The 20,954-nt window shown below is 48.6% G+C and carries 19 protein-coding genes; 17 read left to right on the forward strand and 2 right to left on the reverse strand.

Annotated elements, in window-relative coordinates; genetic code table 11:
- The first annotated feature begins 108 nt into the window (after positions 1–108).
- From H8S18_RS00640 to H8S18_RS00695, 12 genes are all read left to right on the forward strand, one after another.
- Complete coding sequence (locus H8S18_RS00640; RefSeq protein ID WP_186856389.1) at positions 109–1,038, forward strand: glycosyltransferase family 2 protein; 930 nt, start codon at positions 109–111, stop codon at positions 1,036–1,038.
- Positions 1,031–2,386 (forward strand): glycosyltransferase family 39 protein, encoded by a 1,356-nt coding sequence (locus H8S18_RS00645; RefSeq protein ID WP_186856390.1) that lies wholly within the window; start codon positions 1,031–1,033, stop codon positions 2,384–2,386. The genes H8S18_RS00640 and H8S18_RS00645 overlap by 8 nt, the downstream gene beginning before the upstream one ends.
- Before the next feature lie 18 nt (positions 2,387–2,404).
- Complete coding sequence (gene rffA, locus H8S18_RS00650) at positions 2,405–3,550, forward strand: dTDP-4-amino-4,6-dideoxygalactose transaminase (RefSeq protein WP_186856391.1); 1,146 nt, start codon at positions 2,405–2,407, stop codon at positions 3,548–3,550.
- Positions 3,547–4,701: an ATP-grasp domain-containing protein gene (locus H8S18_RS00655; RefSeq protein ID WP_186856392.1), complete on the forward strand. Its 1,155-nt coding sequence runs from the start codon at positions 3,547–3,549 to the stop codon at positions 4,699–4,701. The genes rffA and H8S18_RS00655 overlap by 4 nt, the downstream gene beginning before the upstream one ends.
- A gap of 7 nt (positions 4,702–4,708) precedes the next feature.
- On the forward strand, positions 4,709–5,548 hold the full coding sequence (locus H8S18_RS00660; protein ID WP_186856393.1) for an SIMPL domain-containing protein: 840 nt from the start codon (positions 4,709–4,711) through the stop codon (positions 5,546–5,548).
- Between the two features lie 163 nt (positions 5,549–5,711).
- Positions 5,712–6,086 (forward strand): CidA/LrgA family protein, encoded by a 375-nt coding sequence (locus tag H8S18_RS00665; RefSeq protein WP_186856394.1) that lies wholly within the window; start codon positions 5,712–5,714, stop codon positions 6,084–6,086.
- On the forward strand, positions 6,079–6,759 hold the full coding sequence (locus H8S18_RS00670) for an LrgB family protein (protein WP_186856395.1): 681 nt from the start codon (positions 6,079–6,081) through the stop codon (positions 6,757–6,759). The genes H8S18_RS00665 and H8S18_RS00670 overlap by 8 nt, the downstream gene beginning before the upstream one ends.
- A gap of 201 nt (positions 6,760–6,960) precedes the next feature.
- Positions 6,961–9,474, forward strand: a complete 2,514-nt coding sequence (gene polA / locus H8S18_RS00675; RefSeq protein WP_186856396.1) for a DNA polymerase I — start codon at positions 6,961–6,963, stop codon at positions 9,472–9,474.
- A complete protein-coding gene (coaE, locus tag H8S18_RS00680) occupies positions 9,471–10,061 on the forward strand; it encodes a dephospho-CoA kinase (protein WP_186856397.1) in 591 nt (196 codons plus the stop codon). Before polA ends, coaE begins: the two co-directional genes overlap by 4 nt.
- Positions 10,042–10,638, forward strand: a complete 597-nt coding sequence (locus tag H8S18_RS00685) for a lytic transglycosylase domain-containing protein (protein ID WP_243165020.1) — start codon at positions 10,042–10,044, stop codon at positions 10,636–10,638. The genes coaE and H8S18_RS00685 overlap by 20 nt, the downstream gene beginning before the upstream one ends.
- On the forward strand, positions 10,604–12,415 hold the full coding sequence (locus tag H8S18_RS00690; RefSeq protein ID WP_186856398.1) for an ABC transporter substrate-binding protein: 1,812 nt from the start codon (positions 10,604–10,606) through the stop codon (positions 12,413–12,415). Before H8S18_RS00685 ends, H8S18_RS00690 begins: the two co-directional genes overlap by 35 nt.
- Positions 12,416–12,483: 68 nt before the next feature.
- Entirely contained in the window at positions 12,484–13,938 is a 1,455-nt protein-coding gene (locus tag H8S18_RS00695; RefSeq protein ID WP_186856399.1) for an alpha-amylase, read from the forward strand.
- A 52-nt stretch (positions 13,939–13,990) separates the two neighbouring features.
- On the opposite strand, the gene H8S18_RS00700 is transcribed toward H8S18_RS00695, so the two are convergent.
- Together H8S18_RS00700 and H8S18_RS00705 are read right to left on the reverse strand one after the other, a co-directional pair.
- Positions 13,991–15,004 carry a C45 family autoproteolytic acyltransferase/hydolase gene (locus H8S18_RS00700; protein ID WP_186856400.1) on the reverse strand — a complete coding sequence of 338 codons (1,014 nt, stop codon included), beginning with the start codon at positions 15,002–15,004 and terminating at the stop codon, positions 13,991–13,993.
- A gap of 169 nt (positions 15,005–15,173) precedes the next feature.
- On the reverse strand, positions 15,174–15,920 hold the full coding sequence (locus tag H8S18_RS00705) for a peptidoglycan-binding domain-containing protein (RefSeq protein WP_186856401.1): 747 nt from the start codon (positions 15,918–15,920) through the stop codon (positions 15,174–15,176).
- 75 nt (positions 15,921–15,995) lie between these two features.
- Between H8S18_RS00705 and H8S18_RS00710 the strand changes: the two genes are divergently transcribed.
- The 5 genes from H8S18_RS00710 to H8S18_RS00730 are packed head-to-tail and all read left to right on the forward strand — an operon-like array spanning position 15,996 to position 20,942.
- The gene (locus tag H8S18_RS00710; protein WP_207721609.1) at positions 15,996–16,610 is read left to right on the forward strand and encodes a RecX family transcriptional regulator; all 615 of its coding nucleotides are present in this window, start codon (positions 15,996–15,998) and stop codon (positions 16,608–16,610) included.
- Positions 16,607–17,572, forward strand: coding sequence for a biotin--[acetyl-CoA-carboxylase] ligase (locus tag H8S18_RS00715; protein ID WP_186856403.1), 966 nt, complete (start codon positions 16,607–16,609; stop codon positions 17,570–17,572). Before H8S18_RS00710 ends, H8S18_RS00715 begins: the two co-directional genes overlap by 4 nt.
- Before the next feature lie 12 nt (positions 17,573–17,584).
- Positions 17,585–18,508, forward strand: coding sequence for a P1 family peptidase (locus H8S18_RS00720; protein ID WP_186856404.1), 924 nt, complete (start codon positions 17,585–17,587; stop codon positions 18,506–18,508).
- A complete protein-coding gene (gene acpS / locus H8S18_RS00725; protein ID WP_186856405.1) occupies positions 18,505–18,870 on the forward strand; it encodes a holo-ACP synthase in 366 nt (121 codons plus the stop codon). The genes H8S18_RS00720 and acpS overlap by 4 nt, the downstream gene beginning before the upstream one ends.
- A complete protein-coding gene (locus tag H8S18_RS00730; protein ID WP_186856406.1) occupies positions 18,867–20,942 on the forward strand; it encodes an NAD(P)H-hydrate dehydratase in 2,076 nt (691 codons plus the stop codon). The genes acpS and H8S18_RS00730 overlap by 4 nt, the downstream gene beginning before the upstream one ends.
- Positions 20,943–20,954 lie beyond the last annotated feature (12 nt).

A 20,954-nucleotide genomic window follows, 5' to 3' on the forward strand; every position in this document is an offset into this window, starting at 1 on the left:
GGGGAAAGAAACACACAGGCCCGGCAGAAAAAGATTTGTCTTGATACTAACATGGAACGGGGGAAGTTTGGGCTTTTTGTGTTGCCTGGAAAAGCAAGTGAATTTTTTATGAAAAAATTATCGATTATTATTCCGGTCTACTATAACGAAGAAAATTTGCGGGATATGTACGCAGGCCTGCGGGCAGAGGTACTTAGTGTCCTGCAATGTAAATACGAGGTTGTTATGGTGGATGATGGTTCGGGAGACAGTTCTTATGCCATTATGGAAGAACTCGCCGCACAGGATAAGCATATTAGCCTGGTGAAACTATCACGCAATTTTGGCGAACATGCGGCGCTTCTGGCGGGGCTCAATATATGTACAGGCGACTGTGCCGTTAAAAAGTCTGCGGACGCCCAAGAACCCGCAAAATTGGTTCTTGACCTGCTGGAAAAATATGAGGAGGGAAACGATGTAGTTCTGGCCGTTCGTGAGGACAGGAATGAACCTGCTGCGCAACGTTTTTTCTCAAGATGCTATGCAAATATGATGCGCAGACATGCACTGCCAAATATGCCGGAAGGAGGCTTTGACAGCTTCCTGATCGACCGTAAGGTGATTGACGTATTGGTTTCCATGGACGAACTTAACACGTCGCTTATGAGCCAGATTCTATGGAGCGGTTTTAAAACGGCACAAGTCGGCTATACGCGTCTTGCGCGCACCGCAGGAAAGTCCAGATGGAGTTTTTCCAAAAAAGTAAAGCTTACGGCAGATTCCCTGCTTGGTTTTTCAACGGCTCCATTGAAAGCAATTTGGATAATAGGCTGTATATCGTTTGCGGTTTCTCTTATATGGCTTGCCTGTTATTTAATTTATAGTTTTGCAGAAGCTGTGCCGCTTTCCGGGTTTGCGGTGGTCGTTCTCCTGCTGTTCCTTCTATTTGGCATGGTAATGCTTGCCATGGCGGTTTTGGGTGCTTATCTGTGGCGAACTTTCGATGCTGCGCGCAATCGGCCGGTCTTTATCATCGAAAGGGTGAAGCGGCATGACTGAACTAAAGCCTGCAAAACGTTCCCTGTGGGAAGTTGTCAAGGGAGAGCATCTGATTTTGTTGGCCCTTGTTTTTGTTTTTTATTATGCATGGAGCCTGCATTTGCCGCCGGGGGTTGCACCGGATGAAACGATGCGCTGCCAGATCCCTGAATTTATTTATAAAAACGGATATCTGCCCCATGGAGCGGACCCTGTCCTGCGCGATGCGAACTGGGGTATTTCCTATGGATTTGCGCCTTATTTAGCCCAGTTGATCGGCGTAGGATTTATGCAAATCGCCGGGCTATTCGGGTGGGAGGGATTCGCCCTTCTGATGGCGCTGCGGCTTGTTAATGTGTTGTGCGCAACGGCAACGGTCTGGATTTCTATTAAAATTGCAAATGAACTTTTCAAGGGCGTGGCACGCTGGCTTTTTGTCATACTGATTGCAGCGCTTCCGCAGTTTATTTACCTTGCGGCATATGTGAATAACGATTGCTTTGCAATTTTCTCTTCGGCGATTATCCTTTATGCATGGATTATCGGCCTCAAGCAAAAATGGCCGATGAAAAGCTGCATGCTGCTTGGAATCGGTATGGGGCTGTGCGCCATGTCGTACTACAATGCATATGGATGGCTTCTGGCAAGCGTTATCCTGTTTTTTGTTTCCAACCTTGGGATGGATGGTGCAAGATGGAAAGACCGTCATTTTCGTGTGAAAATTTATGTAGTTGCAGCCCTATTTGCGGCTATTGCCGCATGGTGGTTTATCCGCAGTTATATCATTTATGACGGAGACTTCCTGGGGCTTACTGTCACAGAACATTATAAGGAATTATATGCAATAGACGATTTGAAACCATCGCACTATCAAACGGTACAGGAACAGGGGCTTTCCCTTTACAGTATGTTGATTCCGATGGGATGGGCGAAGCTTACCTACTGCAGCGCCATCGGTGCATTCGGCTCAATGGACGTGTGGCTCCCAGTCTGGATTTACGTGGTATACAGCATACTGTTCCTGGCAGCGCTTATTGGCTGTGTGATACATTTTGCAAAATTTTTGCGGGAACACGGCAGCGGATATTCGAAGAAATGGCTTGCGGGTTTTTGTATGGCGCTTACTATAGTCATTCCCATTGCCCTTAGCATATATTATTCTTATACAAGCGATTATCAGCCACAAGGGAGGTATATTCTTTCCATGCTGCTTTCGTTTATGGCGTTTGTCACAGTAGGCCTTGAGACGCTTGTGCGCAGGATTTTCCGCAGGAAAGCGGCAGACAAAATCCTGATTGGTTTTATTGTACTGATCGCGGGAATGACAGCCTATATTTTCTTTGGTATCTATCTGCCGCTTTACCCATAATTTTGAAAGGAATTTACAATGATTAGTTTTAATGTTCCGCCCTGCGGACCAAATAGCTTCCGGTATATCAAAGAAACCGTATTCCGGCGGCATACATGCGGCGACGGGGAGTTTACCCAGCGTTGCAGCCAGTGGCTTAAGCTCAATTGTGAAATCTCTAATGCGTTTCTAACGACCTCGTGTACGCACGCTCTTGAGATGGCGGCGATGCTGTGTGGAATCGAAGCAGGCGATGAGGTGATTATGCCGGCTTATACTTTTGTTTCCACGGCAAATGCGTTCGTACTGCACGGAGCGAAAGTTGTGTTTGTGGATATACGTCCGGACACTATGAACCTTGACGAAACTTTGATAGAACAGGCGATTACCTCGAGGACAAAGGCGATCATTCCTGTGCATTATGCAGGTGTGGCATGCGAAATGGATACAATTATGGATATTGCCGGGCGTTATGGCCTTAAAGTTGTCGAAGACGCTGCCCAGGGCGTAAAATCTACCTATCATGGAAAAGCGCTTGGAACGCTGGGGGATTTTGGATGTTTCAGTTTCCACGAAACAAAGAATTACAGCATGGGGGAAGGCGGCGCTCTGCTTTGCCATGGATCGCGTTACACGGAACGCGCAGAGATTATTCGTGAAAAAGGAACCAATCGCAGCAAATTTTTCCGTGGACAGGTCGATAAATATACGTGGATGGACTGTGGCTCATCCTATCTGCCGAGTGATATCAACGCCGCTTTCCTTTTGGGGCAGCTTGAGATTGCCGATGTCATCCTGCTGGACCGCATGAAAAGTTGGCAGCGCTATTATAACGGCCTGCTGCCGTTGGCAAAAGAGGGCTTTATTGAACTTCCGGCAATACCAGAGGGCTGCGAACATAATGCTCACATGTTTTATATCAAAACAAAGGACTTGAAAGAGCGTACGAAACTTATTTCTTTTTTGAAAAGCAGATATATCGAGACGGCATTTCATTATATTCCGCTGCACAACGCACCAGCGGGAAAGCGTTTTGGAGTATTCGCTGGGGAAGATAGGTACACCACCCGGGAAAGCGAACGGCTGCTGCGTCTTCCAATGTACTATGAACTACAGGAAGACGACGTGGACTATGTAATTTCCACTATCAGGGAGTTCTATTATAACCGGGAGATGCCGGTATGAAAAAAATTGTCATCATTGGCGCGGGGGAATTCCAAAATCCATTGATTTTGCGCGCAAAGGAAATGGGATACGAAACGCATGTGTTTGCATGGCAAAACGGGGATATTGGAGAACGGACTGCAGACTTTTTCTATCCGGTCAGCATCGTGGAAAAAGAAAAAATTTTTGAATACTGTAAGAAAATTGCACCGGAGGCAATCGTTACCATTGCTTCCGACTTGGCGACGCATACGGTAAACTACGTCGCGCAAAGGCTTGGTTTGCCATGTAACAACGAAGTTTGCACGGAGTGTTCCACCAATAAATATCAAATGCGCAGGGCAATGAAAAAAGCGGGAGTAGAAACGCCCGGATTTGCATTGTTGGAAACGCCGGAAAGTGTAGAAAATTTAAAAAATATGGCTCTTCCTTTTATTATAAAACCAACGGACCGTTCGGGAAGCCGCGGGATTACTGAGGTTTATTCGATGGAACAGGCAAAGGCGGCGGCCCGTGCGGCGATTGAGTATTCATTCGAGAAAAAAGCGATCGTCGAGGAACTGATTACCGGGCCGGAATATAGCTGTGAATGTATTTCACAGGAAGGAGAGCACCATTTTCTGGCATTTACCAAAAAAGAAACGACGGGAACGCCGCACTTTATCGAGACGGGGCATAGTGAGCCTTCCGATATTCCCCAGGAATGGCAGGAAAGTATCAGGAAACAAATTTTTCAGGCGCTGGATGCCTTGGAAATCACGACAGGCGCCTCGCATGCGGAATTCAAGCTGCTGCCTGATGGAACGGCGCGCATTATTGAAATTGGTGCGCGCATGGGGGGCGACTGTATCGGATCCCATTTGGTTCCCCTGTCAACAGGGTACGACTTTCTCGGAATGACGATCAATACGGCGGCAGGCCAGCCAATTGATTTATCGCTTCGTGCCCACTATGAAGCGGCGGCAGTGCGTTTTTTATTCTCGCCAGAAGATGTGGAACGGATAAAGACGGTTAAGGAACTTTATCCCGGGGGTATTATTGAAGAGAGCCCCGTCAGATGGAAGAACCTTTCAGGCGCGGCGGACAGTTCAACCCGTGCCGGGTTCTACATTATGGCCGGTTCCGGAAAAGAGATAGAGCAGATGATGCGGCTCACAGGAAAGGAAGGATAAAATACCGATGAAAAAGCAATGGATACTGATTACCCTGGTGGTCTTGGCCTGTGCCTTTGTTTTGGCAGGCTGCGACAGCAGCGCGGCAATACCGGATGCGGAAACTACGCCAATATCTGAACCGGCGGTTGCCTCGACAGACACGCAAAGTTCTGTGCCGACGGCAACGGTGAAACCGGAGGAGAGTGCCGCGCCCACCGTAGACGCAGCTCCTGCCGCGGTGGAAACGGCAGACAGCACGCTGACCGTTAGCGCGACGGAAACAGTGAAAAAAATGCCGGATATTGCGTATGTCAGCATCGGCGTGCGCACTACAGGCGTTACGGCACAAGCAGCACAGGAAGAAAATGCACGTATTACGCAAGCGTTTCTTGGCGCAGTCAAGGCACAGGGGGTTGCGGAGGACGATCTTGAAACACAAAATCTGAATGTATATGAGGATTATGAGAATCCACAGCAGACGGTGGTGGAAAATACGTACCGTGTAACGATACGCGACATTGATACGGTAGGAGCGGTCATTGACGCAGCGGTCGCGGCCGGAGCAAACTCTACATATTCGCTTTCCTTTGACCTCGCGGACAGGGATTCCATCTACATGGAAGCATTGGCCAAAGCGATGGAAAACGTCGGGAACAAGGCAGCCGCAGTAGCGAAGGCAGGTGGTTATACCATTATACGCCCCCAGTCTATTCAGGAGGGCAGTGCAGGATACAGTGCGGAGCCCTATATGACGGCGGAGTCCGCGGCGGTGGATACCGGCGCTGCGGCTGGTGCGGTTACGCCCATCAGCCCACAGGAAATTGAAGTTTCGGCGACTGTTACGGGAACATATATCATTCAGTAAGAAAAAGGGACTCCGCATTTCAAACGTGCGGAGTCTTTTGTTTGGGCAAAAAACGGATGTTTTGCAGATGGGGAAACGAAGCGGTGAAAACAAAAGGTTGCTCCCGGAATAAAAGAGGTCTATAATGCCATGGGGATAGTTTTAGCGATAGGAGAGGAAGTAAATGAAGAGTTTATTTCAGGTAGGGATTGTGCTCGCGGTTTGCCTTGCAGGCGAACTGGTTTCGGAGGCGATTCCGGCTGCAATCCCAACGAGTGTCATCAGCATGATCCTCTTGTTCGTTTTGCTGCTTTCAAAATGCGTCAAACCCCGCCATATTGAGCAATTTAGTGATTTTCTTTTAAAAAATATGGCATTTTTCTTTATTCCGGCGGGCGTTGCCATCATGGAGCAATTCGATCTTCTTAAAAATTATCTTTTTCCGTTTTTACTAATTTGTTTTATCACAACAATCATTACCTTTTTTGCAACTGCCTATACGGTTAAAGCAGTGATGGCGGCACAGAAAAGGGTGCGGGAGGATAAGCGCCATGAATGATTTCGTAACGTCCCCTTTTTTTGGTATTGTATTGTGTATTGGAACCTATGCGGTGGGGCTGTGGATCAACCGTAAAACGAAATCCCCCCTTGCGAACCCTCTGATGATTGCAATCGCACTCGTAATTGTGATCCTGAGCGTATTTCATATTCCACTTGAAGACTTTAACCAAGGAGGAGACCTGATCGCCTTCTTCCTGATTCCGGCGACGGCGGCGCTGGCCCTGTCGATTTACCGGCAGGTATGGCTTTTAAAACGAAATTTTCTTCCCATCATCATTGGCAGTGCGGTTGGCTCGCTCGTATCTATGGGAAGCGTTTATGGCCTGTGCAGGTTATTCAGGCTTGACGACGTACTTACTCAATCGTTGATCCCTAAATCGGTGACGACGCCGATTGCTATGGACCTTTCTATTCAACTTGGAGGAGAGCCGTCAATTACGGTTGCCGCGGTCGTGGTTACGGGAATTGTCGGCGCGATTTTTGCGCCTTCACTCATCAGGTTGTTCCGGGTGGACAATTCCATCGCGGCAGGCGTTGCCATTGGGACGTGCAGCCATGCGCTCGGCACTACAAAGGCGCTCGAGATTGGCGAAGTGGAAGGAGCGATGAGCGGGATTGCCATCGGCGTTTCAGGAATTCTCACCGTCCTTTTTGCAACAATTATCCTGTAACCAGCCCAAAGTGCAGCCGCCTTGTCCACGATATCACGGACGGGCGGTATTTTTTATTCGGCGGATGGTTTGTAAAGTTCAAAAAGTTTTTACAGAATTTACGTGTGAATGAGGCATGGAACCCGCTGAGCGAGTTTGATTTTAAGACGGGAACATGATAGAATATTAGCGCCGCAATGCGGAATTTAAGGAGGAGCTTTTATGGCGGACACATTGCTTGCAATTGACGGGAACAGCCTTGTTTTCAGGGCCTATTGGGCGCTGCCCACAACAATGCAGGATAAGGAAGGAAGGCCGACCAATGCAATGTACGGCTTTTTTACGATGCTCTTCCGTGTGGTGGAGGAATATCATCCGACCTATATTGCAGTTGCTTTTGACCGGAGCGAAAAAACGTTCCGGCATAAAAAGTATGAGGAATATAAAGCGGGCAGGCGTAAAACGCCGGATGAGCTGTTGGCACAGATTCCGATGCTTCAGGATGCGCTCCAGCGCATAGGAGTCCAGTGGGTAGACCAGGCGGGGTATGAAGCGGACGATATTATTGGCGCGTTATCTGTGCAGGCGGAAGGCAAGAACATGTCTTCCTATATTTTTACTGCGGATAAAGACCAGCTTCAGTTGATTGACGGACACATCAGCGTGGTGCTCACGAAAAAAGGCGTTACGGAAACCAAGCTGATGACAGGGGAAACGCTGATGGAAGAAATGGGTCTTACTCCTGCGCAAATTCCTGACCTCAAGGCCCTGATGGGCGATGCTTCGGACAATATCCCGGGAATTGCGGGAATTGGGGAAAAGACGGCGCTGAAATTGCTGCACGAATATCCAACCATTGAAGCGCTTTATGAAAACATTGACAACCTCCCCAAAAATAAGCTGCATGAAAAATTGGTTTCGGGGAAAGAAGCGGCCTTTATGTCAAAAGACCTTGCAACGATCGAAACGGACATGCCTTTGAAAAAGACGCTGGAAGATTTTAAATTCCAGGGATTCGATATGGATGGCCTGCGGTCAGTGAGCGAACAATATCGTTTTACTTCATTTCTTAAACGGTTTAACCTCGGACAGGAAAAGGAAAAGACGATAAAAACGGAAATTATATCCCCGCAGGAGCTGGGCATTTTAGACGACGCATATGAATTTGCACTTCTTATAAAAGATGGAGTGCGGATTGCGATCAGCGGGGAAACGGAATATGTAATTCCCCTAAAGCAAACACTGCTCGATGAAGGATACGACCTCAATGATGTCCTTCGGGAACTGAAACCCTTCTTGGCGGACAAGAAGATTATTGCACACGACGTCAAGGCGTTGATGCACGAATGGGGGAACCTGTTCCGCGACTTTTATGATACGATGCTTGGTGCATGGGTTTTGAGCCCGTCATATCCTAAATATGATCTTGCAAGCGTTATGAAGCGTGCCGAACTCGAGGAAAATGCAGCGGATCTTTTTACGCTCGCGGAACGCCAGCGGGATGAGATTGAGCGTACAGAACTTGAAAATATTATGTATGAAATCGAAGAGCCCCTTCTTCGCGTCCTGTATGGCATGGAAGCGGAAGGATTCCGCGTAAGCAGGGATGCGCTCGCCCGGCTGGGAGAAAAATATGATAAAGAAATTGGAGCGCTCACGGAGAAAATTTTTGAACTTGCAGGAGAGTCGTTCAATATAAGTTCTACCAAGCAACTTGCGGAAATTTTGTTTGAAAAATTAGGACTGCCCATTGTTAAAAAAACCAAAACAGGCTACTCTACCGATATTGAAGTGCTGGAAAAACTTGAAAAAAAGCATCCGATTATTCCATATATTGTTGAATATAGGGCGCTTACGAAACTGAAGGGCACTTACATAGACGGCCTTATCGGCATGATCAGGGGCGGCGTGATCCATACGACGTTCCTGCAGACCGCGACTGCGACGGGCCGCCTGTCGAGTGCGGAACCGAATTTGCAGAATATTCCGATCAAATCAGCTATGGCGAACGACATTCGCAGCGCTTTCGTCGCCCCGGACGGATACCAGATTGTATCTGCGGACTATTCCCAGATCGAACTGCGTATCCTTGCGGCAATCGCAGATGACAGACATCTGAAGGATGCGTTTATGAAGGGGCAGGATATTCACGCGCGTACTGCGGCGGAGGTGCTGGGAAAGGCAATTGAAGAGGTGACGCCAGCGGAACGCGCAAGCGCGAAAGCGGTGAATTTTGGTATTGTATATGGCATTAGTGATTTTGGACTGGCCCGCAACCTTGGGATCTCGCGTAAGCAGGCAGCAGAGTATATTGCCCGCTATTTTGAGGAATTCAGCGGCGTACGTAAATATATGGATAAGATTATTGCACAAGCGCATGAGGATGGCTTTGTGCGCACGCTATGCGGCCGTATCCGGTATATTCCGGAACTTTCCTCGGGAAATTACAACATACGTTCTTTCGGCGAACGGGCGGCGCTCAACACTCCTATACAGGGCAGCGCCGCAGATATTATTAAAATTGCGATGAACCGTGTAAAGCAGGCGCTCGCAGAACATAGCTACGAATCCAAGCTTGTGCTGCAGGTGCATGACGAACTGATTCTGTATGCAAAGGACGGCGAGGTAGAAACGGTCACGGAGCTATTGCGCGATTGCATGGAAAATGCGATGAAATTGAGCGTGCCTCTTCGCGTAAATGTAGCACAGGGAAAAACATGGGCGGAGGCAAAATGAAGCGTACCATCGGCCTTACGGGAAACAGCGGCGCAGGGAAAAGCACCGTTGCGGAATATCTGGAAAAACTAGGGGCGGAGATTATCGACGCAGACCGGATATCGCGTGAGCTGTGCGAACCTGGAAAGATAGGATATCTTGCAGTGAAAGAAGCGTTTGGAACGGAATTTTTCCGTGCGGGCGGCACGCTTGACCGGCACAAGCTTGGCGCTTATGTGTTTGCGGACAGAGAAGCGCTCATACGGCTTAACAACATCCTGCATCCGCTCGTGCTCAACGAGGTGCGGAGGCGAAAAGAAGCCTCTGAAAAAGATACCGTGGTTATCGACTGCGCGCTTCTGGTTGATACCGGTCTTGACCGGGATGTGGACGAAATATGGCTTGTGCGCGCCGGAACCGGCAGGAAGATGGAACGGATTCAAAGCAGGGACGGAATTGATAGAACACACGCGGAAAACCGTTTAAACAGCCAGGCAAGCGAGCAACAGATGCTCGGGGTTGCGGATGTCGTGCTGACAAATGATGGAACGCTTGAACAATTGAAAAAACAAGTAGAGGAACATTTTTATGGGACGAATGGGTTATAAGCGCCAAAAAAAAGGCGTAAATAAAGCGGCTGTGGCAGTTATTTGCATTGCCGTGGCGGCTGCTTTCATACTGGCTTGTATATTTGTATTGATACCGCAAATCGAACGGGCGCAGTATAAGCTGGAATATGCGGAACTGATTGAAAAATATGCGGCCCAGTATGGAATCGATCCCTATTTTGTCGCCGCAGTGATCCATACCGAAAGTGGCTTTGATCCGGAAGCGATATCGAGTGCGGGGGCGATGGGTTTGATGCAGATTATGCCTGAAACAGGCGAATGGATTGCGGGAAAACTCGGGGTGGAGGATTTTACTGCGGATGATCTTTTAAATCCGGAAACGAATATTGAGATGGGTTGTTGGTACTTGCAGTTTTTGCAGGAGCGGTTTGACACCCTGCCCGTTATAATGGCGGCTTATAATGCGGGTCATAATAAAGTAAAAGAATGGCTGCAGGATCCACAATATTCAGATGGAACAAATCTTACGAATATTCCTTATGAAGAGACGGACAATTATGTCAAAAAGGTGACGAAAGCATATGAGAAATACAAGGAACTTTACGAACTGGAGTAAGAAATTAATTGCCCTCCCGCTCGTCTGTATGATGCTTACACTGTGCGCATGCGGGAATCTGATCGGAGGAACGCAATCCGGGGAAGCGGCGGCTTCCGCCACTCCTTCCGCTTCCAGCGCGATAGAGAAACAGCCGGGAGGCGATCTTTATATTGCGATGCCTGCGGAAATCAGTTCGCTTGATCCGCTGACTGTAACAGATGAAGATCTCGTGAATCTTCTTGGACTGATTTATGAGCCGGCGGTATGCATTGGCGCGGATGGAAAGCCGGAAGCCGGGCTTATTGAGTCATGGGAGATTGACGAAAGTGGAATGATATATACATTTAAGGTTCGTCAAAATGTTATGTTTTCCGATGGAAGTACGCCGCTTACGGCTGACGATATTGTATACAGCGCAAAACGGGTAGGCGAACTTACAGGTGTACAGTTTGATGCCCCGGCTGCAGAAGATTTGCCGAATCCGGAAGGAACACAGGACCCAAACGCTCCGGCCGAAACACAGGAGCCGGATAATCCGCAGGGAACACAAAGCCCGTCGGATTCCGAGGATACCGTATCCGTAGGCCCGTCGAATTCTCCCAGCCCGACGGGAAGCCCGGAAGAATCGCCGGTGGTGGAAATTCCGCAAACCAACCATTATGCACAATATAATTCGCTTGTCGAGAGTATTGAAGTAGTAGATACGGCAACGGTAAAACTTACTATGACCAAGCCGGGTGCCGAAGCGCTCTATTTTATGTCGTTTCCCGTTATGAATGAAGCGCTGTATTCAGATGGGCAGGTTGTCGGAACAGGTCCTTACCGGATCGATTCCTTTGACCCGGAGAACGAAATGGTGCTTACGTTAAACGAAGCATGGTGGGGTACAAAACCGAATATTCCAACCATTGTAGCAAAGCCAATGACGGGCAACACGGCGAAACTTGAAGCCGTCACAACGAGCATCTTGGATTTTGTTACGACGGACGTGCTGTATGCGGGAAAATATAAGATTGCAGGGAAGACGCAGGTAGTCGGGTATTTGACCAATTATTATGATTGTCTGGTGCCCAACCTTAATAATCCGGCTCTTGGAATTACCGAAGTGCGGCAGGCGATCTCTTACGCGCTTGACAGGCGCGAGCTTATTTCAACCGTATTAATGGGCCATGGAGTGCCTGCGAATATGCCGATTGCTCCTGATTTCTATGCTTACGATTCCAAATATAATCAGGACGAAGATTTGAAAACTGCACGCGCGCTTCTCGAAGGCGCAGGTTATCGAAACAGTAAAGAAGGAACGGGCAATGTGCTGCAATTTTCTATTATTGTGCCGGATGATAGGGAAATGTCTTATCGAATGGAAGCGGCCAAGGCGATTGCCAAACAGTTAGAAGAGGTAGGTATCGAGGCTACGGTGGAAGAACTGAACCAGCAGGAGTATTATAACCGTTTGCAGACAGGAGATTTCCAACTTGCGATGTGCAGTTTTTATCTGGATGAAGATCCGGATATCGGTTTTATGTTCAACCCGGGCGGATCGGCAAATTACGGCGGAGTGGATAGCGCGGAGATTACGTCTGCAATCGACGCGGCGCGCAATGCGTTTAAGGAAGAAGATATCAAAGCAGCTTATAGCGAGGTACAAAGGCTGCTTATGGAGCGCATGCCCCAGATTGGGCTTTATTACCGTATGAATTCCATTGTATGCAACGATTTACTGACGGATATCAAAGATCCGCGCCAGGGCCAGGTATTTGCGCATGTAAATGAATGGTACTACAAAAAGAGCTAAGTTAGCCATATGCCGTTTTTGTTTATCAAACAGATAGACAGGTGGAATTTATATGAGAGGAATTTTATATGAACACCAAAAAAAACGGGACAATGATGCAGTATTTTGAATGGGAGCTTCCCTGCGGAATGCTGTGGAACCAGGTGGCGGACAAAGCCGGGGAGCTTGCGGAGGACGGTATCACGGCGATATGGCTTCCGCCCGCTTACAAAGGCAGCGGCGGAGCAGCTGACGTCGGCTATGCCGTCTATGACCTGTATGATCTTGGAGAGTTTGACCAAAAAGGCTCTATTGCTACAAAATACGGAACAAAAGAAGAATACCTGCATGCAATTCATGCGCTTCACGCGGCAGGAATCCAGGTCTATGCCGATATTGTTCTGGATCATAAAATGGGAGCGGATGGCATTGAAGAGGTTCTTGCATGTGAATTCGCGCAGGAAAACCGATATGAGCAGGTCAGTGGGGAGCAAAAGATTTCCGCATGGACACGGTTTGATTTTCCCGGAAGAAATGGAGTTTATTCTGATTTCAGATGGAACAGCGGGCATTTTGCGGCCATAGACCGGGACGAAAAAACAGGCCGTTCCGCGATCTTTCAATTTCGCGGCAAACAGTGGCAGGATGAAGTAGATAAGGAATTTGGTAATTTTGAATATTTGATGGGAGCAAGCATTGACCTGAGCAATGAAGAAGTGGTGCGGGAACTCACGGAATGGGGAAAATGGTATTTGCGGGAAATTCCACTTGACGGGTTTCGCATCGACGCGGTAAAACATATGCGTTTCACCTTCTACAGTCATTGGCTCGCGGAGCTTCGAAAAGCGGCGGGAAAAGAATTATTTGCCGTAGGGGAATACTGGAACGGCGATGTCGCCAAGCTTTCTAATTATATTGATATTACACAGGGAACATTATCGCTATTTGATGTACCGCTCCATTTTCGTTTCCGGGACGCGGCAAATGCGGGAGGAGCGTTTGATATGCGCACGATTTTTCACCGTACGCTTGTACAGGAAAATCCATTACTCGCAGTGCCTTTTGTAGATAACCACGATACGCAGCCCGGGCAGTCGCTTGAATCATGGGTGCAGGACTGGTTTAAGCCTCTTGCATATGCGCTGATTTTGTTAAGGAAGGACGGATATCCCTGTGTGTTTTATGGGGATTATTATGGAATTCCGACGCACGGCATCGCAGCGAAAGGGCAGTGGCTTCGTCCGATGATAAAAGCGCGTGAACTCTTGGCCTATGGAGAGCAACATGACTATTTTGATGACCCGCATCTTGTGGGATGGACGCGGGAAGGCGACGATGCCCATGCAGACTCCGGACTGGCCGTAGTCATGAGCAACGAGATTGGCGGGTCAAAAAATATGTATGTGGGTACCCGGTTTGCGGGCAGGCATTTTTATGACGTTCTGAGAAATAGGGAAGACATCGTAACGGTAGAAGAGGATGGAAGCGCTCTTTTTTCGGTAAATGGCGGCAGCGTATCGGTCTGGGCGCCGACACGGCATTAGATAAAGGCAAAGAGAGGCTGCCGCAGGGCGGTCTCTCTTTAGCGGATTTGTTTTATGGTTGAACGGAAAATTTAAAACGAATATCTTGGGTGAAATTTTTCCTTAAAGGATTTCCTTCGCAGCGGTAAACGGCAGGGCATTTCATATCGTAAATCACAGACCATACTGTATCCCTTCCGGTTTTTCGGTCATACTGGCACATGAAACCGTAGCGCCCCGCGAGAAGATTTTTTGCAAAATCCATATCATACGTTTTTGTATCACGAAAAGCATTTTGAATGGTTGCAAACCGTTTCTCAGAATTCCACGTATCGATATCCGTGCAGGTATAGATTGCCATCTCCGGGCAATAAAAGGAATTGACGGCTGATACGAAAGGATATGCTTCTCCCGGTTTTTTCACAATTACTTTTTCAGGGTTACATTCCACAAGGGCAATGCTCCCGCCGTGGTCGGCGACCGTGAAAGTTTGGCTGGACGCAATTGGCAGCCGTGTGAGTTCCCCAATAAATTCCTCTGCCGTTTTGCACTTTTCGAGCCCATAACGCAGCAACATTCCGGCATTGAGCCCATGAGCCAAGATACGCGGCCAGATGGCAGTCAGCCCGATTGCAAGGCCGTGTTCATTTGCGCCGTCTTCCATTTCCACAAATGCAGTAGTATTACCAGTAAAAGAATGCGCACCTTCCAGGGTATATATGCAATTCATACAAAGGTTTTCAATTTCTGTAAGGAAATCGCTGTTTCTGGCAAGAATACTATTGTTTTCCGTTTGGAATGCAAAACAGGAGCATCTGTTCTCCGGCATAATACAGTACATGCCAAGCAAGAACGAAAGAAGCGGTTCCACCGCTATTTCCTGCCCATTTGCGATCCCGCGTATTTCTTCTAAAATTTCCGGATACCAGAATTCGTAAAATGGAAGGCAGCAGCGGCTGAATTCCATGCGCTCCTCGGTGAGAAAAAAAGGAAGTTTCTCCAATAATATTCTTCCGCGCCTGCGCAAGGCTGTTCCCCAGCGGAAGCCAACCTCATAATGTGTTCCATTGAAGTGCCCATGATACATAATTTGCTCTCTCCTTTGGTTTATAAGAGAGCCACCGGTAACTCTGTACCAAGCATAAATGAATAAAAATTTAATGTCAACACTTGGGAAGAAAAACAATAGATACAAGATGCATCGCATAAAAAGACGGGTTCACCCCGTCCTTTTTCCGCCTTGCTGCTTCTGCATCTTATTGCCCAGCCCGCAGGACGGCCTGAATATGTTCTTCGTCAGGAAGACCAGAAACATCTGTTTTACTGTTATTGAAGTAGAGGAAAGTATGCCCGGCCATTCCGCTTCCATAAAGATCATCCCCGCCCGTAGGCATACCAAACAAGGAAGCGGCATAAGTGTGACCATCCACGCTGACAAGGACAGCACGGTGCTCCCATGTGTCGTCTCCACCGAATATGGAGCGGTAGGTATTGTAATCTACAGACGAAGGAGTTGCTACATAGGCGCAGTTATTTCCTCCTGTGCGGATAAGATTTAAAGTCTTGCCTGTGTTAAGATCCTGCACGGAAAACTGTGTCTCTACAGGAATTAAAGGATCGATATTTTCCCAGGAAAGGAGTTCTCCTTTTTCCTGTACTGCTCCCGAATAGGCAGGGCCGGATATCTTCTTTACAGAAGGATTGATGGGGGCGCGTTTCGCGTCATCGGAAAAAAGAGCCTGGTAAGTATCTTCTCCTACCTGGCCATCAGGAGAAATACCGCTTTGCGTCTGAAACTTTTTAACTGCCTGCACCGTCATATCGCTGAACTTGCCGGTAGGGCGGTAATTCAGGTACCCAAGATCACGCAGCCGCCTTTGGATAAGTGCTACTTCATCCCCGGTTGCATGCTGTTTAATTGCTGAATCTCCTTCTGCCGCCGCAATCGCCGGAAGAACCATTACGAGGCAAACGAGGAGTAAAATACTAATCCATTTTTTCATATCGTTATTCTACAAAAAAACGGGAAAAAATGCAAATTTGTTTCAAATTTACGAGGTTTCCAGTATAATAAAATTATGGGAAAAATTACGGATATGCAAAAGGGAGCGCGCAATAAAGACCGGATCAACGTTTTTATGGACGGCGAATTTGCGTTTGCCGTCTATATTGATACGGCTCTGGCAAACCGTCTAAAAATAGGGAGCGAACTTTCTGTCGAAGAAAAAGAACGTATTTTGTGTGAAGATGGGGAAAAATATGCGCTTGCCTGCGCAATGAAATTTCTTTCCTATCGGATGCGGACGGAAAAAGAGTTGCGTGGTAAGCTCAGCGGAAAAGGGATTTCAGAGGATTGCGTCGAACGTGCGGTGAAAAAATTAAAAGAGATAGGATATCTTGACGATCGTGAATTTGCCGGCCTGTACGCGCAGGAGCTTTTGCAAAAATATGGGCAGCGTGTTGCGGTGCAAAAGCTGATGCAAAAAGGAGTGCCGCGTGGCATCGCGGAGGAAGCGGCAAAAGATGCCGGACAGGAAGAACAAATTATAGATGGATACATTGTCCGGCTGAAGCAAAAGCACCGCAACGAAGAAGCCGGAAAAGCAAAACAAAAAATAATACGCGCATTGATGGCAAAGGGATTTGAATACGAGGAAATCAAACGCGCGCTTCGAAGGTATGAAGAAGAATGAAAAAAGAAATTTTAAAATTGCTTTTTAATGCAGATAACTTTCTTTCCGGGGAGCAAATCAGTGAATTGCTGGGTATCTCCCGCGCGGCTGTGTGGAAGCACATCAAAGCAATCAAAGAGGAAGGAGGAAAAATTGAAGCACACACCAAGAGGGGCTACCGTCTTGTGGCTTTCCCTGATTTATTGAAGCCGGAATACGTAGGCTTTTTCTCGCAGCGGGCACAAACTATCGAATGGATGGAAGAAGTGGATTCCACCAATGAGCACGCCAAACGGAAGGCGCGCGAAGGCGCGCCGCATGAAAGTGTATATATTGCGGAATACCAGACGAAGGGAAAGGGAAGGTTGAGCCGGGGATGGGTGTCCTCACCGGGGGATGCGATTCAAATGAGTGTGCTTTTGCGGCCGGAATTTGAGCCGCCGAAGGCTCCTGCGGTTACGTTTGCCGCCGCTCTTGGCGTAGTCGGCGCGGTTCGGAGGATCTGCGGTATCGATGCAAAAATAAAGTGGCCGAACGATGTTGTATATGGCGGGAAAAAGCTGTGTGGAATTTTGACGGAAATGTCTTCGGATATGGATCGTGTGGAATACATTGTGTGTGGTATGGGCCTTAATGTGAATCAACAGGAATTCCCAGCGGAGGTTGCACCAAAAGCGGTATCCCTTTGTATGGCGGCGGGGAAAAAACAGGATCGGGTAAAGCTTGCCGCCGCTATGGTCGACGATGTATTTGCATACTGTGAACGATATATTTCGGGTGGGATTGATGCGATTTTTGATGAATATTGCGCAAATAGTGTTATAATAGGAAAAGAAATTAAAGTTTTGAGCGGAAAAGAAATTGTTCTGGGTGTTTGCGAAGGGTTTTCCAAACAGGGGGAGTTGCTGCTCAATACAGACGGAACAACCAGGTCTTTCATGGCAGGCGAAGTTTCGGTTCGCGGAATTGAGCAATATATCTGACGGAGAAAGTTTATGTACAGCGGAAGTATTACAGATATTCAGGGGCTTTTAACCGGTCACGCCCAGGATACCGCCGGAAGCACTGGCATTACGGTCGTCCTTGCCCCGAATGGCGCGGTATGCGGTGTTGATGTGCGTGGAAGCGCGCCCGGCACGCGGGAGACCGCTTTTATGTCGCAGGGGAAAGCGGTGCAGGAGTGTTATGCGGTTTTGCTTGCGGGAGGCAGCGCCTTTGGCCTTGCAGCTGCGGACGGCGTGATGATTTATTGTGAACAGCAGGGAATGGGTGTGCGCACGGAAGATGCGGTTGTGCCAATCGTTCCGGCGGCGGTCATCTATGATCTTGGATATGGCAGGAGCGATATCCGCCCGAACGCGGGAATGGGCTATGCGGCATGTATCAATGCATGTACTAAAGTGCCGCAGGGCAGTGTAGGCGTTGGGATGGGCGCGACGGTCGGCAAAGTGCTCGGCATGAAACATGCGCAAAAGAGCGGCGTTGGTACCGCCAGCCTGCATCTTCCTGGCGGGGTTGTTATAGCGGCTCTCGTGGGAGTGAACGCCTTTGGAGATGTAGTAGAAAACGGGAGGGTGCTTGCTGGAGCGCAGCGAAACGGAACGTATATCAACACGGCGAAATACATGCTTGAGAATAAAGTGGAAACCGAATTTATGAAGGGGCGGAATACGACAATCGGTGTGGTCGCAACGAATGCAAAACTGACGAAAGACGAAGCCGCTAAGCTGGCCCAGGTTGCGCATGACGGCCTTGCGAAAGCTATCGATCCGATTCATACTATGGTAGATGGCGATACCATATTTTCCCTCTCCTACGGGACAAGAACGGCGGACATGAACGTGCTGATTACCGCTGCCATTGAGGCGACGCGGCGGGCTGTTGTAAACAGCGTTCTCGCCGCGGGGGAAAAACCATGATAATTGGCGTAGGAATCGACAGCCTTCGCATTGCGCGTATGGAAAACGCAATCAAGCGGGAGGCTTTTTTGAAACGTGTATTCACGGAGCGGGAAAGGCGCTACCTTGATGGGAAAAAACTTGCTGCGCAAAGTGCGGCGGGCATGTTCTGTGCAAAGGAAGCCGTACTGAAAGCGCTCTCGCTTGGCATTATAGACGCAAGGCTTACCGATATTGAAATTTTGCATAAGGAAAGCGGCGCACCTTATGCCGTGCTGCACGGTCCGCTCGAGGGGAAAACGGCCCTGCATATTAGCATTACACATACGGAAGATACAGCCAGCGCAATTGCTATACTCGAAAGGGAGGAACGGCCAGAATGAGAACAGTATTGACACCAAAGCAAATGGGAGCGGTAGACCGCTATATGATAGACCGGATGAAAATTCCCGGTATCCTGCTGATGGAAAACGCCGCCTATGGCGTTTATGAGGCGATCCGTGAAGAGAGAGAGCCTTGTACCGTACAGGTATTTTGTGGAACAGGAAACAACGGCGGCGATGGGTTTGCGGTTGCGCGCATCCTGCTTGCAAACGGCTATGATGTAAAGGTAATCCTCCTTGGGAATCCATCTTCGCTCAAAGAAGATGCTGCGGAGAATTTTGCTTTTTTCAGGGAAACAAGGGAGTATTATACAATTATAACGAATAAAGAGGAATTTGAGGCTCTTCCTGAGGCAGAGGTTTATGTAGATGCGATTTTCGGTACAGGACTTGCGAGGAATATAGATGGAATCTATCAAGATGCGGTGAATTTTTTAAATGCCAGAGATGCGCTGGTGGTGAGTGTAGACATCCCTTCGGGAATCAACGCGGAAACGGGTATTATTATGGGAGCGGCGGTACGCGCAGATATTTCAGTGACTTTTCAATATCCGAAGGTAGGCCACTTCCTGTATCCGGGACGGGAATATGCCGGGGAACTTCAGGTTGTAAGGATCGGTGTGGATGAAGGCTGCGATATTCCGCTTCAGGCTGCGGTATGCGCCTATGAAAGCGACGATCCGGATATGTGTCTGGGGGAACGACCTCTCGACTCCAACAAGGGAAGCTATGGAAAACTTTTATTGGTTGCGGGCAGTTATGGTATGGCGGGGGCAGCGGTGCTCAGCGCGCGGGCTGCATCCCGTGCGGGAGCAGGCTTAGTGACGGCAGCTTCCTGCGGGGAAGTGATCAGCGTCTTGCAGCAAAACGTGCCGGAAGCAACCTGCTTTGAAGTTGGCGGAGAGAATGGAATTATTTCAAGGGAAGCAATTCCTTCCCTTGAAAAACTTACCCTGGGAAAGACGGCGATTGCCGTAGGACCTGGGCTGGGTGTGAATGATGATATTGCCGCTGTAGTGGGTAACCTGATTACGGAATGTGAGCTACCGAAAGTGGTGGATGCGGACGGACTCAATGTACTTGCAGAGCATTTGGAATTTTTAGAAAACAAACAGGGAGAGGTAATCCTGACTCCGCATCCCAAAGAGTTTTCACGGCTTTCGGGGATGCGGACAGAAGATATTCTTGGAAATCCTGTGAAGGCTGCTGTTGATTTTGCGGTTGAATATGGTGTGACGCTCGTCCTGAAGGGAAGCACGACAATTGTCGCAGACCAGTTTGGAAATGCGTCGTTGCTGTGCGTAGGGACCCCGGGAATGGCAAAGGGAGGCAGTGGAGACGTTCTTACCGGTATCATTGGCGGATTGCTTGCGCAGGGAAAGGACGTTTATGAAGCAGCGCTTACCGGTGTGTATATCGCTGGAATGGCAGGCGAACTTGCGGCAGAACAGGAAGGAGAATATTCCATGACGCCCATGGATACGGTGAATTATATTGGCCGGGTAATGGACGCAATGGTGGTAGATTATATTACTGCCGATACGGCACATGGACACGGAGGGGATGCGGACGTCCCGCGTATGCTTCCGAAAAAGACGGTCGAGATAGTGGCCGGACAGATCGAAACTCCTATATTTACAGGTGCACAGGCGGAACCGGAAGCCATGGGAGAAGAAATATGGCCGGAAGAAACCGGCACGGAGGAAGCGCTATGGGCGGAGGAAGAGATCGTATCTGAAGAACCGAAAGATCTGGCGCCTGAAGAAGAAACGGATGTGGAAGAACCGACAAGGATAGTTCCGGAGGTCAGGGAAGAACGCAAGCCGCTTGAGCCAGCTATGGATTTTCTGGAAAAATATACTGACGAGCCAAAAGAACCGATGACACGGACACAGCGCAGGATTCTCGGGCAAACGCAGGAGAAAGAGAAGAATTCTTTCTTTCGGCGTAAGACAAAACAGGAGGAGACACCCATAATACCTGAGGTAACACCGCAGGATGTTATGGATGAAGTAATGGACGAATTGCCGCAGGAGACCCCAAAAAGGCCTACACGGCGTAAAATTGGCTGACAGGAGGAGGAA

It is taken from the genome of Christensenella tenuis, assembly GCF_014287795.1.
Taxonomy (GTDB): domain Bacteria; phylum Bacillota; class Clostridia; order Christensenellales; family Christensenellaceae; genus Christensenella; species Christensenella tenuis.

Bases quoted from the DNA above. Each gene is read 5' to 3' on its own strand.
- H8S18_RS00640 (WP_186856389.1), top strand. From the start codon at position 109: ATGAAAAAATTATCGATTATTATTCCGGTCTACTATAACGAAGAAAAT.
- H8S18_RS00645 (WP_186856390.1), top strand. From the start codon at position 1,031: ATGACTGAACTAAAGCCTGCAAAACGTTCCCTGTGGGAAGTTGTCAAG.
- rffA (WP_186856391.1), top strand. From the start codon at position 2,405: ATGATTAGTTTTAATGTTCCGCCCTGCGGACCAAATAGCTTCCGGTAT.
- H8S18_RS00655 (WP_186856392.1), top strand. From the start codon at position 3,547: ATGAAAAAAATTGTCATCATTGGCGCGGGGGAATTCCAAAATCCATTG.
- H8S18_RS00660 (WP_186856393.1), top strand. From the start codon at position 4,709: ATGAAAAAGCAATGGATACTGATTACCCTGGTGGTCTTGGCCTGTGCC.
- H8S18_RS00665 (WP_186856394.1), top strand. From the start codon at position 5,712: ATGAAGAGTTTATTTCAGGTAGGGATTGTGCTCGCGGTTTGCCTTGCA.
- H8S18_RS00670 (WP_186856395.1), top strand. From the start codon at position 6,079: ATGAATGATTTCGTAACGTCCCCTTTTTTTGGTATTGTATTGTGTATT.
- polA (WP_186856396.1), top strand. From the start codon at position 6,961: ATGGCGGACACATTGCTTGCAATTGACGGGAACAGCCTTGTTTTCAGG.
- coaE (WP_186856397.1), top strand. From the start codon at position 9,471: ATGAAGCGTACCATCGGCCTTACGGGAAACAGCGGCGCAGGGAAAAGC.
- H8S18_RS00685 (WP_243165020.1), top strand. From the start codon at position 10,042: ATGGGACGAATGGGTTATAAGCGCCAAAAAAAAGGCGTAAATAAAGCG.
- H8S18_RS00690 (WP_186856398.1), top strand. From the start codon at position 10,604: ATGAGAAATACAAGGAACTTTACGAACTGGAGTAAGAAATTAATTGCC.
- H8S18_RS00695 (WP_186856399.1), top strand. From the start codon at position 12,484: ATGAACACCAAAAAAAACGGGACAATGATGCAGTATTTTGAATGGGAG.
- H8S18_RS00700 (WP_186856400.1), bottom strand. From the start codon at position 15,004: ATGTATCATGGGCACTTCAATGGAACACATTATGAGGTTGGCTTCCGC.
- H8S18_RS00705 (WP_186856401.1), bottom strand. From the start codon at position 15,920: ATGAAAAAATGGATTAGTATTTTACTCCTCGTTTGCCTCGTAATGGTT.
- H8S18_RS00710 (WP_207721609.1), top strand. From the start codon at position 15,996: ATGGGAAAAATTACGGATATGCAAAAGGGAGCGCGCAATAAAGACCGG.
- H8S18_RS00715 (WP_186856403.1), top strand. From the start codon at position 16,607: ATGAAAAAAGAAATTTTAAAATTGCTTTTTAATGCAGATAACTTTCTT.
- H8S18_RS00720 (WP_186856404.1), top strand. From the start codon at position 17,585: ATGTACAGCGGAAGTATTACAGATATTCAGGGGCTTTTAACCGGTCAC.
- acpS (WP_186856405.1), top strand. From the start codon at position 18,505: ATGATAATTGGCGTAGGAATCGACAGCCTTCGCATTGCGCGTATGGAA.
- H8S18_RS00730 (WP_186856406.1), top strand. From the start codon at position 18,867: ATGAGAACAGTATTGACACCAAAGCAAATGGGAGCGGTAGACCGCTAT.